This window comes from Parafrankia sp. EUN1f (assembly GCF_000177675.1).
GTDB lineage: Bacteria > Actinomycetota > Actinomycetes > Frankiales > Frankiaceae > Parafrankia.
Window position 1 is genome coordinate 37,436 of record NZ_ADGX01000007.1, and the last position, 12,907, is coordinate 50,342.

Consider the following 12,907-nt stretch of genomic DNA (forward strand, 5'->3'; position numbering starts at 1 on the left):
AATCTACTGGAAGTCGCTCAGGCTCTTGCCGACGCTGGCCAGAGTGAGTGGTTTCCCGTAGTCGCCCGTGAACTTGATCTCGGGTGCGTCGCATCGGTAGAGGTCATCGGTGTCGGGCTTGAAGTCGGCGATCTCCCAGCCCTCGCCCTTCGCCTGCACGACGTTGAAGCACTTCACCGGGGCGTCCGTCTCGGAGATGTCGACAACGGTCTGCAGACCGCCGGCCGTCCAGTCCGTCTGCTCGCGCGCGGTGTCGTAGAGGCACTTGCGGGTGAGGTCGTCACCGCACTCCGTCGCCGACGTGGCGAACAGCAGCCACGCGGAGAAGGCACGCAGCGCCGGGAAGCTGATGTCGGCCTTCGGCGCGTACTTCTTGTACAGATCCTCGACCTGCTGGAGAGCGGGAACGTCGTCCGCCGCCTCCAGCGGCGCCACGCCACTGAGGTCGGCGTAGTTGTTCTGGAAGGTGATCGCGTCGCCGCCGAGCTCCTGGAACGACGAGCCGTAGGCGTTGCTGTTCGCGTCGATCCAGTCGAGCTTGTAGTCGATCGACTTCAGCACCTGCTCCAGCTTCGCCAGGCTGCGGAAGTCACCCAGGAAGACCAGGCCCTTGACACCCTTGCTCTTGATCGCCTGGGCGTAGGGAGTCCAGTCGGAGACGCCGACGGCCGGGTACAGGTCGTCGTAGACGACCGTGCCGCCCACCGCCTTCATCCCCTCGACGTTCTGGGCCCCGATGGTCTTGGTGACCGGCGAGTCACCGGAGATGAAGCCGACGGCACCCGCCGAGTCCGGGTGGGCCTCCGTGATCAGCCACTTGTAGTAGCCCACGTAGCGGGCATACGAGTGGCCGGCACCGATCGCGTCGATCTGTAGGTCCGAACCGATGTTATCGACCATGCTGGTCTGCGCCGGAATGTCCGGGAGCAGGCACTTCAGCCGCTCCTCCACACCGCCGGAGTCGAGTGCGGCGCCGCCGCCCACAAGGGCGAAGTCGTCGCGACACGCCTCGATCATCCGCTGGCGGACCTCGAGCATCTTCGTGTCACGCAGGTTGTAGACGATCTTGCGACCGTTGATGCCACCCGCGTCGTTGCACCACGAGGTGAAGACCTTCGCGGCGTCGTCGAACTCGGAGTTCTTGGTGAAACCGACGTCGCTGAAGACACCGACGTTGATCTCGCTCGCCGTGACGCCCTGCGCGGACGCGGTCTTCGCGTCGCCAGCCCCGCAGACGTCCTTCAGGGAGCCGAAGTCGCCAGCCGCGGTGGAGGCGGCCTCGGTGGCCGGCGCGTCCTCGGCGCCTAACTCGCCGCCCCCGCTCCGGCCGCACCCGGCAGCGAACACGGATACCGCCGCAACGGCGGCGATGGCCGCGACAGTTCTACGCGGTTTCACGGAGTTCCTCCTCCTTGCTATCCCGATACGGCCACAGACCGCCGCACCGCGCCAGGCCAGGCCGCGTCAGGGCGCGGCACGGCATGGCGGCGGTGACGGTCAGGTCTGGTCGGGTCCGGTCAGGTCCGGTCGAGCTGGGCATGGTCGAGCCGCCGAGCAGCACCGGGGACACACGAGCGCGCCGTCTCGCGTCGTCGGTCAGGGCAGGTCCGACGACAGCCCACGCGGTTCGATCATGGCGTGAGCATCACTCGCGGTTTCCGGAAGGGATCTTCTCGGTGTGAGGAAACTATCGGCTCCCATCACGAGAATCAAACCCCATTCGTGTAGTGCCGACAGGGCAGCGCCCAGGCAATGGACACCCTATGCATGCATATGAATCCGGATAGCCACCTGCCGGTCGGCCGGCAGGTGCCCACACCACCACACCCGCACATCGGCCGCCGCGACCAACCCGAGGGCTAGCCGTTCGGCAAGCCACTCCTCGCCGATGCGGCATCGATCACCCACGCCGCCGGCCGATTCGCCGACTGCCGGCGACAACGCGGGAATCTTGACTGCCCCCGCTGGGATTCCAGCCGCCTACCTGCGAGTCCGCACCCCTCCACGGACGGCGCGAGCTCCGGGGGAATCGTCCGCGAGGCTACGCCGACGGCCACCCTCGGCGCCCATCGACCGGATGCCCGTCGCGGGAGATGCACCCGAGGCCGGCGGCGTCAACGGCTACTCAAGGCGAAGTCGGCGCAACTCATGCCGGCCAACCGTGGCACCAACCAGCGGTGATGAAGCTCACACCAGCCGCCGAATCAATGCTCTCGTGTACGAGAACTACGTTTCCAATATCTGCACGGCCTGCTGGCCCGCAGGCGCGGTCGCGTGTCCCGTGGGCACGGCCGCAAGCCGACGATGAGTGAGGACGGGGAACTCTGCACGGACCGCCGCGAGCCGTGCCGGGTCGAGCTCCGCCCGCAGCATCCCCGCCGCGGTGTCACCGCGGGCGAGGACCACACCCCACGGATCGACGACCAGGCTCGTGCCGGCCAGCTCTACACCGGAATGGCTGCCGGCTGCGTTGCAGGCGACCACGAAGACCTGGTTCTCGACGGCCCTGGCCCGCACCAGCAGCTCCCAGTGCTCCAGGCGGGCCATCGGCCAGGCCGACACGACCACGACCAGTTCGGCGCCGCCGTCGACGAGCAGTCGGAACAGCTCCGGAAACCGAAGGTCGTAGCAGGTGGCCACGCCCAGGCCGCCCCAGGGCGTGCTCGCCACCAGTACCTCGTCGCCGGCGGTGAGCAGTCGCGCCTCCGCCGACTGGTAGCCGAACAGGTGGATCTTCCGGTAGCGGCCACGGAGGCCGCCGTCGGGCCCGATCACAGCGGTGGTGTTGTGCAGCGCTCCGCTCTCGCCACGTTCGACCAGGCTGCCGGCGACGAGATGGAAGCCGCGCCGCGCGGCCATCGCACGCAACGCCGAGACGGCGGGACCGGCCAGCCCCTGGGCGTCCGCCTCGTACCGGTCGAAGTGGAAGTACCCGGTCGCCCACAGCTCGGGCAGCACGACCAGATCCGTCTCGTCCGGATCGACGGCCTCCAGCGCGGCCAGCACTCGTTCCGTCCTGGCTGGCGCGCTCTCCTCGTCCGGCGAGGCGACCTGCAGGAGCACGGCCCGCAGGGGCGGCGGGCTCGCCTGATCCGTGCTGACCACATCGGCTCCGTTCGCTCACGTTCCGCGGCCGACACCCTATGTTGAGGCCCCAGCCGACGGGCAGCGCGCCAGTGCCGTGCACCGCGCGACCCGGACCGGCCCGGCGAGACCTGCGGTCATCAGTCGGACAGGACCGGCGGTTCCGGTGGAAACCCCGGAGATGGCAAAGTGGGGCCTATGTCAACACCACCCGGCTGGTACGACGATCCATCAGGGGAACCCGGCACCCGCTGGTGGGACGGCAACGCGTGGACCAGCCACACACAGCCCGCGTCGCCTCCGCAGCAGCAGGCCACCGCACCGGCACCGCTCGGGCCGGGGACCGCACCGGCGGGCCAGACGCCGGCCCAGCAGCAGTACCAGCAGCAGTATGGGCAGCAGCCGTACGGGCAGCCGCCGGCCCAGCAGGTTCCGGCGCAGCAGCCGCCGGGTGGCTGGGGTGGGCCGCAGGGCTACCAGCCTCCGCCCGTCCAGACCAGCGCCACACCGGACCGGATCCAGCGGCAGGTCCATGAGCGTGCCGGTGTGCACGTGCCCGCGCAGGGCGGCGGCACGTTGTTCAGTGAGCCCGTCCTGGTCGTCAACCAGAAGACGAAGATCATCGAACTGACCAACGAGTACGCCGTCTTCAACCAGCAGGGAACCCAGATCGGCTCGGTCGTGGAGGTCGGCCAGAGCGCGCTGAAGAAGGCCGTGCGCCTCGTCGGGTCGATCGACCAGTACTTCACGCACCGGCTGGAGGTGCGCGACACCGCCGGAGTTCCGCAGCTGGTGCTCACCCGGCCGAGGAAGCTGCTCAAGTCAAAGGTCATCGTGGCGCTGCCGGACGGCCGCGAGATCGGCCGCATCGCCCAGCAGAACGTCTTCGGCAAGATCCGGTTCAGCCTGGAGGCCGACGGCGTGAGCGTCGGCATGATCAAGGCCGAGAACTGGCGGGCGTGGAACTTCTCCATCGTCGACCAGACCGACACCGAGGTCGCCCGGGTGACCAAGACCTGGGAAGGCCTGGCCCGCACCCTGTTCACCTCGGCGGACAACTACGTCGTCCAGCTGCACCGCCCACTGCCCCAGCCGATGCTCAGTCTGGTCGTAGCCTCCGCGCTGACCATCGACACCGCGCTCAAGCAGGATTCCCGAGGCTTCAACTGAGCAGGTCCATCCCGATCTGCAGGTTCACCCCGAACTGATCCGGGGGCCCTCGCCGCCCACGGTGGTTCAGCGCGCCAGCACGGCGCGCTGAACCACCGGCCGCCGTCAGGTGGTCTTCGCGTCGCCGAGCTCGAAGCTGAAGCTCGCGGTGTCACCGTCGACGCCGTCGACCGTGACGTTCACCGGGTAGCTGGTGGAGTCGGTCGGATCGGTGAGCGTGCACTGCAGGGTCGCTCCCGTCTCGGCCCGCAACGCACCGGGGCAGTCGACGGCGAGGTCGGTGCGGTCGAACTGGCTGCCGAACTTCGCGGCGATCTCCTGCTCGACGTCCTCCGAGGCCACCTCGCGCCCGCCCAGGGAGACCGAGCCCTCACAGCCCACCAGCAGCAGCGCGGCCAGCAGGCCGCCACCGATCAGCGTGAACCGCCCGCCACGCCGTGTGGTCCGGATGTTCCCAGTCATTCCAGTCCCCTTCCCAGTCAGCCGAAACTCCCGCCGGGAAGCATTTCGGCATAATCGGGTCCGCAACCCGCGCGGAATGCGCCGGCCCGAACCGTCGAAGAATTCCCTGCCAACGGGGCGGCCTTTTGACCGCGACCCCCACGCGGCGCCCCGTCGTCAAGGTAGCAGGAGATACGAGCGGTTCAGCCGGTAAAACAATGTCACTACTGCGACAACAGCAAAAGGAAACCGGCAGCCGACATCCTCGCTGTCGGCTGCCGGATGGACAGCCGCGCGGGCCGCCCGGCGCCCGCCACGCGGCCACCGTGCGGTCACCGAGGCTCACAGCGACTGCACAGCCTGCGCACAGCGCGACCTCGGATGCGCCCGGCACCCTTCGAGGGGAGACACCGGTAACGGGACACGTACGACCCGACCTGACGGACGACATCCGAAGTGGAGCGACGATGCACGAGCGCGACCCCGCCAGAAGGCCGATACTGCCGGGGCTGGCGCAGCGCCCCGCCGCGGAGGCTGTCGACCAGGATCCCACCGCCGGCCTCGGCGTTCTGGTGAACCGGCGCCGAATGCTGACCTTCCTGGGTATGGGGGCCGCGACAGCGGGACTCGCCGCCTGCGGAGGATCGACCGACTCGTCCAGCACCGGCGGCGCCGCCGCGGCGAGTTCCAACAGCGCGGAGATCCCGGAGGAGACCGCCGGCCCCTATCCAGGTGACGGGTCCAACGGGCCCGACGTCCTGGAGCAGGACGGCATCATCCGCAGTGACATCAGGAGCAGCTTCGGTGACGCCAGCGGGACCGCGCAGGGAATCCCGATGACGCTGGAGCTGACGATCACGGACCTCGCCAGGAGTGCCGCGCCGTTCACGGGAGTGGCGGTGTACGTATGGCACTGTGACCGCGACGGAAAGTATTCGCTGTACAGCGAGGGAATCACCGGCGAGAACTATCTGCGCGGCGTCCAGGTGGCGGACGAGAACGGTGTGGTCCGCTTCACGAGTATCTTCCCGGCCTGCTATTCCGGGCGCTGGCCGCACATCCACTTCGAGGTGTATCCCGACCAGTCCTCCATCACGGACTCCACCAAGGCGATCGCCACCTCACAGATCGCGCTGCCGAAGAAGATCTGCGACGCGGCCTACGCCGAGACCGGGTACGAGCAGTCGGTGACCAACCTGGCCCAGGTCACCCTCGACAACGACAACGTCTTCGGCGACGACTCCGCTGCACGCCAGCTCGGGACCGTGACCGGCAGCGCCACCGCGGGCTACCAGGTCTCGCTCACCGCCGGCGTCGACACGACGACGACCGCGGGCGGGGGAGGCCAGGCCCCCGCGGGCGGCGGCTCAGAAGGCGGAGCAGGAGGCGGCCAGCCGGGTGGCTACGGCGCGCCCGGCGGACAGCCGCCGTCGGACGCGCCCGGCGGACAGCCCCCGAGCGTCTGAGGCCGCATGGCCCTTGGGCGGTCCTCCGGATCGCCCCAACCGGCAGGTCGGACGTCGGACGGTCAGCCGGGGAGGTCGGGGTCAGGGGGTCGGGCGGCCGGTCAGAGATCGGGGCCTGACGACCGGTCGCCGGCGTCGCCGTCCAGCGCGCCACCCGTGAGCGCGGGCGCGGGCCCGCGCAGCAGCGCGGCGCGAGCGTCGTCCAGCGTGTCGGCCACATGCTTGAGCGAAACGGTCACCGCTCGGCCCACATCACGCGCCCGGTAGGCGCTCACCAGCTCGTGATGGTCATGGTCCCCACGTTCCCGCCGCCCGCTGTCGCCCCCGAGCGAGACGCCGACGTAGAGGGTCGACAGATCGGACATCCGGGTGAGGATCTCCAGCAGGTGGGCGCGCCGGCACGGCGCGATCAGCACCGCGTGGAACCTGCGGTTGAGGTCCACCCACTCGGCCGGGTCGCTGGTGGCCTCCATCGCGGCGCCCAGCGCCTCGGCCTCGGCGAGATCGCTGTTCGTGGTGCGGTCGACCGAGCCCTGAACCGCCGGCGGGGTCAGGCGGGTGCGGATCTCGTAGATCTCCTCGAGCTCGGCGAGCGTCGGTGAATGCACCGTGGCGCCCCGGTAGGGGTCGAAGTCGACGAGCCCCTCCCCGACGAGGTCCCGCAGCGCCTCTCGTACCGGCGTCACGCTGACCCGCAGCCGCCTCGCCAGGTCCGCCTGGACGAGCCGGGTGCCGGCCGGCAGCGCGCCGATGAGGATCGCACGCCGCAGCCGGTCGATGACGTCCCGGTGCGTGGTCCGGGCGGCCGGGTCTTCGCCAGCTTCGGTGCCGGCCGCTGGCAGGTCTTCCGCAGCCTGGAGCTGCCCAGCGCGCTCACCCAGGCCAACGCCGCCGTGCATACCGCCGCCGCGCTCGCGGTGGTCGGCGCCGTCGTCGCCGAGCTGCCCGCCGGGTCCACCGAGGGCATGGCCGTCCTGGTGCTCTCCTCGGCGCAGTTCTACAACTTCGAGCCCGCCGCCCTGTGGTGCGCCGCGATCACCACCGCGATCGGCGGTCTCGTCACGGTCTACCTCGCCCAGGCGATCTTCACCCGCCTGGCGAAGCTCGCCCTGCGGACATCCAGCCTGCCGACCGGAGACCACTGATGCCGAGGACCACCACCGCCGCACCGGCCGCACCCGCACCCGCACCGGGACACGCCGCCCTTGCCACACCCGCACCCACACCCGGCCCCCACGGGCACAGCCGGTGACGAGCGCGGCGCCATCGAGCTGCGCGGAATCTGGAAGTGGTTCGGCGATCCGTCGGCACCCGTGCTGCGGGAAATCTCGTTCCGGATCCCGGCCGGCTCGTTCGTCTCGGTGATCGGTGCGTCCGGCTGCGGGAAGTCGACGATGCTGCGGATGATGGGCGACCTCGCCCAGCCCAGCCGCGGCGAGGTCCTCACCGGCGGGCATCCGGTCTCGCAGGCCCGGCAGGCCCACGAGATCGGCTTCGTGTTCCAGGCCGCGAACCTGTGCGCCTGGCGGTCGGTGCGGCGCAACGTCGAGCTGCCGCTAGAGGCGATGAAGGTCGGGCGGGCCGAGCGCCGTGAGCGGGCACTGGCCGAACTCGACCGCGTCGGCCTGGCGGCGGCGGTGAACCAGTACCCGGCCGAGCTCTCCGGCGGCATGGCGCAGCGCGTCGCGATCGCCCGCTCGCTCGTCACCGAGCCACCGATCGTGCTGATGGACGAGCCGTTCGGCGCCCTCGACGAGATCACCCGCGACCGGCTCAACCTCGACCTGCACGAACTGTAGCGGCGCACCGCGAAGACGATCGTGTTCGTCACCCACAGCATCCCCGAGGCCGTCCTGCTCTCCACCCAGGTCGTGGTGATGGGCCGCCGCCCGGGACGAATCGACCGCACGATCGACATCACGCTGCCCGACGAGCGCACCGCCGAGACCTCCCGGACACCGGAGTTCTTCGAGGCCGTCACCGAGGTCCGCGACGCACTGTTCGACGTGATGGGGCGTGACCTTTGAGCACCGTGACCGGCCCCCACCCCACCGGCACCCACCCCGCCGCCACCGCCACCGCGCAGACCGGCACCGCGCAGACCGGCACCGCGCAGACCGGCACCGCGCAGACCGGCACCGCGCAGACCGGCACCGACGGCACGGTCGCCGGAACGGGCGAGGCCCCGCTCCCGGCTCGCACCGGTCGCGGGCGGTCCGCGGGCCGACGGGTCCTGAGCGCGGCGGTCGCCGTCGCCGTTCCGGCGGCTGTGATCGCGGTGCTGCTCGTGCTGTGGGAGCTCGCGATCGAGGCGTTCGACGTCAGGCCGTTCGTGCTGGCCAAGCCGTCCGCGATCTGGGACGCATTCGCCGAGAAGCCCGACGTCTACATCGAATACGGCTTCAACACGCTGCGCGAGGCCGTGCAGGGACTGGCCTTCGGCGTCGCCGTCGGCGTCGCCGTCGCCGTGGCGACCTTCCGGTCGAAGCTGCTCTCCGAGCTGGCGCGGGCCTACAGCGCGGCCCTGCTCGCCCTGCCGGTCGTCGCCGTGATCCCACTGTCGAACGTCTTCTTCGGGCTGCAGCCGGCGTCACGGGTGTTCGTCGTCGCCGTGGGCACCACACCGATCATGCTCACATACACGCTGACCGGGCTGAAGGCGACCGACGCCGGGCTCGCGGAGATGTTCCGCGCGTGCGCGATGCCGCGCTGGCGGTCGGTGCTCTCGCTGTTCCTGCCCTCCGCGCTGCCGTACTTCATCAGCGGCGTCCGGGTCGCGCTGCCCAGCGCGTTCTCCGTCGCCATCATCGGCGAGTACTTCGGCGGCGAGCGCAACACGCTCGGCACCTACATCAAGACGGCAGCGGTGCAGTCCAAGGTCGCCGACCTGTGGGGCGCGGCGATGACCGCCTTCCTCTTCGCCGTCGCACTGTTCGCCCTGGTCGCGCTCGCCGACCGGCTGCTGCTGCGCTGGCACCCGTCCCGGGCCCGCCGCGGCTGACCCACCACGCCGGGCAGCGCGGGCCGGCGAGCGGTCAGCCGGCGGCCTGTCGGCTGCGGAACCGGTCCACCACCTCGCGGTCCAGACCGTAGCTGAGCAGCCCGACCGCCGCCTCGAGCGGTAGCCAGCGCAGCTCGTCCACCTCCTCGTTGGGGACGAACGTGCCGCCGGTCGCCCGTAGCGCCCAGTAGCGCACGATCTTGGGACTCCTGGTGCCGTGCCGCTCGACCTCGTAAGTCACGTCGCCAAGGGACTCACCGACCTCCACCGCCAGACCGGTCTCCTCCGCGACCTCGCGGACGGCTGCCGCGAGCCAGGTCTCCCCGTCGTCGAGCTTCCCCTTCGGCAGCGACCAGTCCTCGTGCCGCGGCCGGTGGACGACCACGATCTCCACCCCGCCGGGCGCGGCGCGCCACACCACTCCCCCGGCGGCGCGCACCAGAGGTTCGTCCGGCTCCGGCTCGTTGCCCATCATCGCTCCTTCGTCCGGCCGGTCCCGGCCCCCGCGGATCCTAATGATGTCGTGGGAGCCAGCCGTCCGGCAGACTCCCGATCGGTAGCCGCTGGCAGGTGAGCACTCGTGGGTCCTGGACTTCGAGTCCTGTTGAAAGACCGTGCCCCTGCCGGTTGGCCGGGAGAGTTGATCGCTGATGGGATGTCGTGCCCGCCCCTACGGCGTGAGCACTGTGTTCATTAGGTCGCTGACTGTTCTCCCGCGGGCTGCTCACGGTGATCGACACAGAGGGCGGGAGACGTGTTGCGACTGTTCGTGGGAGACGACTGGGCGGAAGATCACCATGATGTGGAGGTGATGGACGCCTCGGGCCGTCGGCTGGTCAAGGCACGGCTGCCCGAAGGCGTGGACGGGATCGCCCGCCTGCACGCCATGATCGGCGAGCATTCCGGGGACGATCCCGACGGCATCGAGGTGCTGGTCGGGATCGAGACCGACCGCGGCCCGTGGGTGGCGGCGCTGGTCGCCGCCGGGTACACGGTGTTCGCGATCAACCCGCTGCAGGCGTCCCGGTTCCGGGCCCGGCACGCGGTGTCGGGCGCCAAGAGCGACGCCGCCGACGCGCACATGCTCGCGGACATGGTCCGCACCGACGCCCACCAGCTGCGCCCGGTGGCCGGGGACACGGCCACCGCCGAGGCGGTCAAGGTCGTGACCCGCACTCACAAGACGCTGATCTGGGAACGGACCCGTCATACCCAGCGGCTGCGGCACGCGCTGCGGGACTACTTCCCCGCCGCGCTGGTCGCCTTCGACGACCTCGACGCCGCCGACACTCTGGAGCTGCTGGCCAAGGCGCCCACCCCCGCGCAGGCCACCCGGCTGACGATCAGCCAGATCAGTGCCGCGCTGCGCCGTGCCCGCCGCCGCGACATCCCGGCGAAGGCGGCCGCGATCCAGGCCGTGCTGCGCGCGGAGCATCTCGGCCAGCCCGACGTCGTGACCGGCGCCTACGCGGTCTCGGTCCGCGCCCTGGTCGCGGTCCTGACCGTGCTCGACGGGCAGGTCAAGGCCCTGCAAGGGCAGGTGGAGGAGCATTTTGGCCGGCACCCGGCCGCTGAGATCATCCGGTCCCAGCCCGGGCTCGGACCGGTTCTCGGTGCCCGGGTGCTCGCGGAGTTCGGCGACGACCCCGACCGCTACACCACCGCCAAGGCCCGCAAGAACTACGCCGGCACCAGCCCGATCACCCGCGCCTCCGGCAAGAAGAGAACCGTCGCGGCCCGCTATGTCCACAACGACCGGCTCGTCGACGCCCTCATGACCCAGGCGTTCTCCAGCCTCCAGGCATCCCCGGGCGCCCGCGCCTACTACGACCGGCAACGAGCCCGCGGAGCCAGCCACAACGCCGCCCTGCGCCAGCTCGCCAACCGCCTCGTCGGCATCCTCCACGGCTGCATCAAGACCGGCAGCCCCTACGACGAGACGACCGCCTGGCCCTCCGCCGAACAGATCGCGGCTTGACATGTCAGCTCCTGGGATGTCTTTCATGCGCGCGCTCGGGAGCATTCCGCGCCGGCGACCGAGGCCGCGATCGAACATGTGTTTGGTATCGTCGGGAGGGTGAGGGCAGCTCCGTTCCAGGCGTCGCTGCTCGACGTGCTGCTCGACGGGCAGGCCGATGCCGTCGTGGAGCCGCTGCGCGAGGGCCTGCGCCGCCACGATCTGGCCGCCGGCGCGTGGGTCGACCTGCGCCGCCGCTGGGTCACCGGCGCCGACTCGCTGTTCGAGCGCCTGTGCGCCCAGGTTCCCTGGCGCGCCGAACGCCGCCCGATGTACGACCGGACGGTCGACATCCCCCGGCTGCTGTCCTTCTACGAGGAGGGTCAGCCCCTGCCCGACCCGGCGCTCGTCGCGGCCAGACGTGCGCTCGACGCGCACTACGCCCCGGAGTTGGGTGAGCCGTTCGCGACGCTCGGCCTGGCTCTCTACCGGGATGGTCGCGACAGCGTCGCGTGGCACGGCGACCGGATCGGCCGCGGCTCCAGCCACGACACGATGGTGGCGATCCTCGTTCTCGGCGCTCCCCGCGCCCTGCTGCTACGGCCGCGCCCCGGTGGGCCGGCGGCCACGAGAACAGCCACGGCCACGGCCACGAGCGCGACGATCCGGCTCACACTTGGGCACGGCGACCTGCTCGTCATGGGCGGCAGCTGCCAGCGCACCTGGGATCACGCCGTGCCGAAGACCACGCGCCCCGTCGGCCCCCGGCTGAGCGTCCAGTTCCGCCCACGCAACGTGCGCTGACGCGCCGGCGCGGTAGTTGCCAACGGCTCAACCACCCGCACCGGCTCAGCTGAGGATGAGTGCGAGGGCCAGCAGGCCGCACACGACCGCGGCGACCGTGAGAAGCGGAAGAGCCCGTCCCGGATGCACCCAGCGGCCCGTGGGGTCGACCATTCCCTGGTGGTAGCGCCGTGAGGCGGTCAGCCACGCCGTCACACCGCCGGCGGTCGCCGCCGCCGCGGCTGCCCAGCCCAGCGGGCCGCCGCCGTAGTCCTGGGGGTTGTGCATGAGCAGCGCGGCCAGTCCGAGGAAGGCCAGCCCGGTCCGCCGCCAGGCAAGGTAGGTCCGTTCCGGCTGGGTCTCCCCCGCAAGCAGATCCGGTGCCGTAGGGAGGCCGCCGCGGCCCGGTTCCGCGGAACCGCCTCCCGAGGTGCCCGCCGGCCCCGCGCCACCCGAACGATCCACGCTGCTCGGAGCACCCGCGGCACCCGCACCGCCGGCGGTACCCGGGCCATCCGCGGCATCCGCGTTCACTGGGGGCCTTTGCCGGCCACCAGCACGAAGATCAGCGCGACCAGGCTGAGCAGCGCCACGCCGGCCGCGAGCACGCGCGGCAGCCCCGAGACGGGCAGCGATCTCCGTTCACGCATCGCCTTCTCGACGAGCGCCCACCGGCGGTAGCTGGTTGCGGCGACGGCGATGCTGAGCAGGATGAGCGGCACGCCCAGAACGTGCCGGGCGCCGGAGAAGCTGAAGTCGGGCACGACCTGCACCACAGCGATGCCGCCGGCCAGCAGGGCGAGCGAGGTTCGCAGCCAGGCGAGGAACGTCCGCTCGTTCGCGAGGCTGAAACGCACATCCGGATCCTGCCCGACCTGACCGATGTCCGCCGGGCGGCGCCACCAGTCGCGCACGGCCGACACCCAGCGATTTCGCTGGCGGTGGGCATCCGCGTCATCGTCGCCGCCGCCCACCGGCCCACCGTACTGTCCGCCAGGTGAGCGG

At 70.8% G+C, this 12,907-nt stretch carries 15 protein-coding genes; 8 read left to right on the plus strand and 7 right to left on the minus strand.

Annotation, left to right across the window (positions count from 1 at the left end):
- Positions 1–3: 3 nt before the first annotated feature.
- Both FREUN1FDRAFT_RS03110 and FREUN1FDRAFT_RS03115 read right to left on the minus strand, forming a co-directional pair.
- Positions 4–1,398 (minus strand): ABC transporter substrate-binding protein, encoded by a 1,395-nt coding sequence (locus FREUN1FDRAFT_RS03110; protein WP_006538484.1) that lies wholly within the window; start codon positions 1,396–1,398, stop codon positions 4–6.
- An 828-nt stretch (positions 1,399–2,226) separates the two neighbouring features.
- Complete coding sequence (locus tag FREUN1FDRAFT_RS03115) at positions 2,227–3,105, minus strand: carbon-nitrogen family hydrolase (protein ID WP_006538485.1); 879 nt, start codon at positions 3,103–3,105, stop codon at positions 2,227–2,229.
- Positions 3,106–3,282: 177 nt separating this feature from the next.
- Between FREUN1FDRAFT_RS03115 and FREUN1FDRAFT_RS03120 the strand changes: the two genes are divergently transcribed.
- Positions 3,283–4,254 carry a phospholipid scramblase-related protein gene (locus FREUN1FDRAFT_RS03120; protein ID WP_035949121.1) on the plus strand — a complete coding sequence of 324 codons (972 nt, stop codon included), beginning with the start codon at positions 3,283–3,285 and terminating at the stop codon, positions 4,252–4,254.
- 105 nt (positions 4,255–4,359) lie between these two features.
- Here the strand turns inward: FREUN1FDRAFT_RS03120 and FREUN1FDRAFT_RS03125 are convergent, their stop codons facing one another.
- The gene (locus FREUN1FDRAFT_RS03125; RefSeq protein ID WP_006538487.1) at positions 4,360–4,716 is read right to left on the minus strand and encodes a DUF4333 domain-containing protein; all 357 of its coding nucleotides are present in this window, start codon (positions 4,714–4,716) and stop codon (positions 4,360–4,362) included.
- 446 nt (positions 4,717–5,162) lie between these two features.
- Between FREUN1FDRAFT_RS03125 and FREUN1FDRAFT_RS03130 the strand changes: the two genes are divergently transcribed.
- Positions 5,163–6,161, plus strand: a complete 999-nt coding sequence (locus FREUN1FDRAFT_RS03130) for an intradiol ring-cleavage dioxygenase (protein WP_006538488.1) — start codon at positions 5,163–5,165, stop codon at positions 6,159–6,161.
- A 101-nt stretch (positions 6,162–6,262) separates the two neighbouring features.
- Here FREUN1FDRAFT_RS03130 and FREUN1FDRAFT_RS03135 read toward each other — a convergent pair whose 3' ends face one another.
- Positions 6,263–7,060 carry a GntR family transcriptional regulator gene (locus tag FREUN1FDRAFT_RS03135; RefSeq protein ID WP_006538489.1) on the minus strand — a complete coding sequence of 266 codons (798 nt, stop codon included), beginning with the start codon at positions 7,058–7,060 and terminating at the stop codon, positions 6,263–6,265.
- Here FREUN1FDRAFT_RS03135 and FREUN1FDRAFT_RS43410 point away from each other — a divergent pair.
- Genes FREUN1FDRAFT_RS43410 through FREUN1FDRAFT_RS03150 form a run of 4 tightly spaced genes read left to right on the plus strand, consistent with a single transcriptional unit; the run spans position 6,950 to position 9,162 of the window.
- Positions 6,950–7,306 (plus strand): ABC transporter permease subunit, encoded by a 357-nt coding sequence (locus FREUN1FDRAFT_RS43410; protein WP_157474243.1) that lies wholly within the window; start codon positions 6,950–6,952, stop codon positions 7,304–7,306. The two genes, FREUN1FDRAFT_RS03135 and FREUN1FDRAFT_RS43410, sit on opposite strands and share 111 nt — an antisense overlap.
- Before the next feature lie 60 nt (positions 7,307–7,366).
- Positions 7,367–7,960 (plus strand): ABC transporter ATP-binding protein, encoded by a 594-nt coding sequence (locus tag FREUN1FDRAFT_RS03145; RefSeq protein WP_006538491.1) that lies wholly within the window; start codon positions 7,367–7,369, stop codon positions 7,958–7,960.
- A 21-nt stretch (positions 7,961–7,981) separates the two neighbouring features.
- A complete protein-coding gene (locus tag FREUN1FDRAFT_RS44915; protein WP_006538492.1) occupies positions 7,982–8,188 on the plus strand; it encodes a hypothetical protein in 207 nt (68 codons plus the stop codon).
- Between the two features lie 5 nt (positions 8,189–8,193).
- Positions 8,194–9,162: an ABC transporter permease gene (locus FREUN1FDRAFT_RS03150; protein WP_232295022.1), complete on the plus strand. Its 969-nt coding sequence runs from the start codon at positions 8,194–8,196 to the stop codon at positions 9,160–9,162.
- A 34-nt stretch (positions 9,163–9,196) separates the two neighbouring features.
- On the opposite strand, the gene FREUN1FDRAFT_RS03155 is transcribed toward FREUN1FDRAFT_RS03150, so the two are convergent.
- Entirely contained in the window at positions 9,197–9,634 is a 438-nt protein-coding gene (locus tag FREUN1FDRAFT_RS03155) for an NUDIX hydrolase (RefSeq protein ID WP_006538494.1), read from the minus strand.
- A gap of 339 nt (positions 9,635–9,973) precedes the next feature.
- Here FREUN1FDRAFT_RS03155 and FREUN1FDRAFT_RS03160 point away from each other — a divergent pair, with 339 nt between their 5' ends.
- A complete protein-coding gene (locus FREUN1FDRAFT_RS03160) occupies positions 9,974–11,140 on the plus strand; it encodes an IS110 family transposase (RefSeq protein ID WP_050795725.1) in 1,167 nt (388 codons plus the stop codon).
- A 99-nt stretch (positions 11,141–11,239) separates the two neighbouring features.
- Positions 11,240–11,923 carry an alpha-ketoglutarate-dependent dioxygenase AlkB gene (locus tag FREUN1FDRAFT_RS03165; protein ID WP_085948842.1) on the plus strand — a complete coding sequence of 228 codons (684 nt, stop codon included), beginning with the start codon at positions 11,240–11,242 and terminating at the stop codon, positions 11,921–11,923.
- A 45-nt stretch (positions 11,924–11,968) separates the two neighbouring features.
- On the opposite strand, the gene FREUN1FDRAFT_RS03170 is transcribed toward FREUN1FDRAFT_RS03165, so the two are convergent.
- Together FREUN1FDRAFT_RS03170 and FREUN1FDRAFT_RS03175 are read right to left on the minus strand one after the other, a co-directional pair.
- Positions 11,969–12,436: a DUF202 domain-containing protein gene (locus tag FREUN1FDRAFT_RS03170; protein WP_006538497.1), complete on the minus strand. Its 468-nt coding sequence runs from the start codon at positions 12,434–12,436 to the stop codon at positions 11,969–11,971.
- Positions 12,433–12,876, minus strand: a complete 444-nt coding sequence (locus FREUN1FDRAFT_RS03175; RefSeq protein WP_006538498.1) for a YidH family protein — start codon at positions 12,874–12,876, stop codon at positions 12,433–12,435. The genes FREUN1FDRAFT_RS03170 and FREUN1FDRAFT_RS03175 overlap by 4 nt, the downstream gene beginning before the upstream one ends.
- Positions 12,877–12,907 lie beyond the last annotated feature (31 nt).

Bases quoted from the DNA above. Each gene is read 5' to 3' on its own strand.
- FREUN1FDRAFT_RS03120 (WP_035949121.1), top strand. From the start codon at position 3,283: ATGTCAACACCACCCGGCTGGTACGACGATCCATCAGGGGAACCCGGC.
- FREUN1FDRAFT_RS03125 (WP_006538487.1), bottom strand. From the start codon at position 4,716: ATGACTGGGAACATCCGGACCACACGGCGTGGCGGGCGGTTCACGCTG.
- FREUN1FDRAFT_RS03130 (WP_006538488.1), top strand. From the start codon at position 5,163: ATGCACGAGCGCGACCCCGCCAGAAGGCCGATACTGCCGGGGCTGGCG.
- FREUN1FDRAFT_RS03135 (WP_006538489.1), bottom strand. From the start codon at position 7,060: ATGCACGGCGGCGTTGGCCTGGGTGAGCGCGCTGGGCAGCTCCAGGCT.
- FREUN1FDRAFT_RS03155 (WP_006538494.1), bottom strand. From the start codon at position 9,634: ATGGGCAACGAGCCGGAGCCGGACGAACCTCTGGTGCGCGCCGCCGGG.
- FREUN1FDRAFT_RS03160 (WP_050795725.1), top strand. From the start codon at position 9,974: ATGGACGCCTCGGGCCGTCGGCTGGTCAAGGCACGGCTGCCCGAAGGC.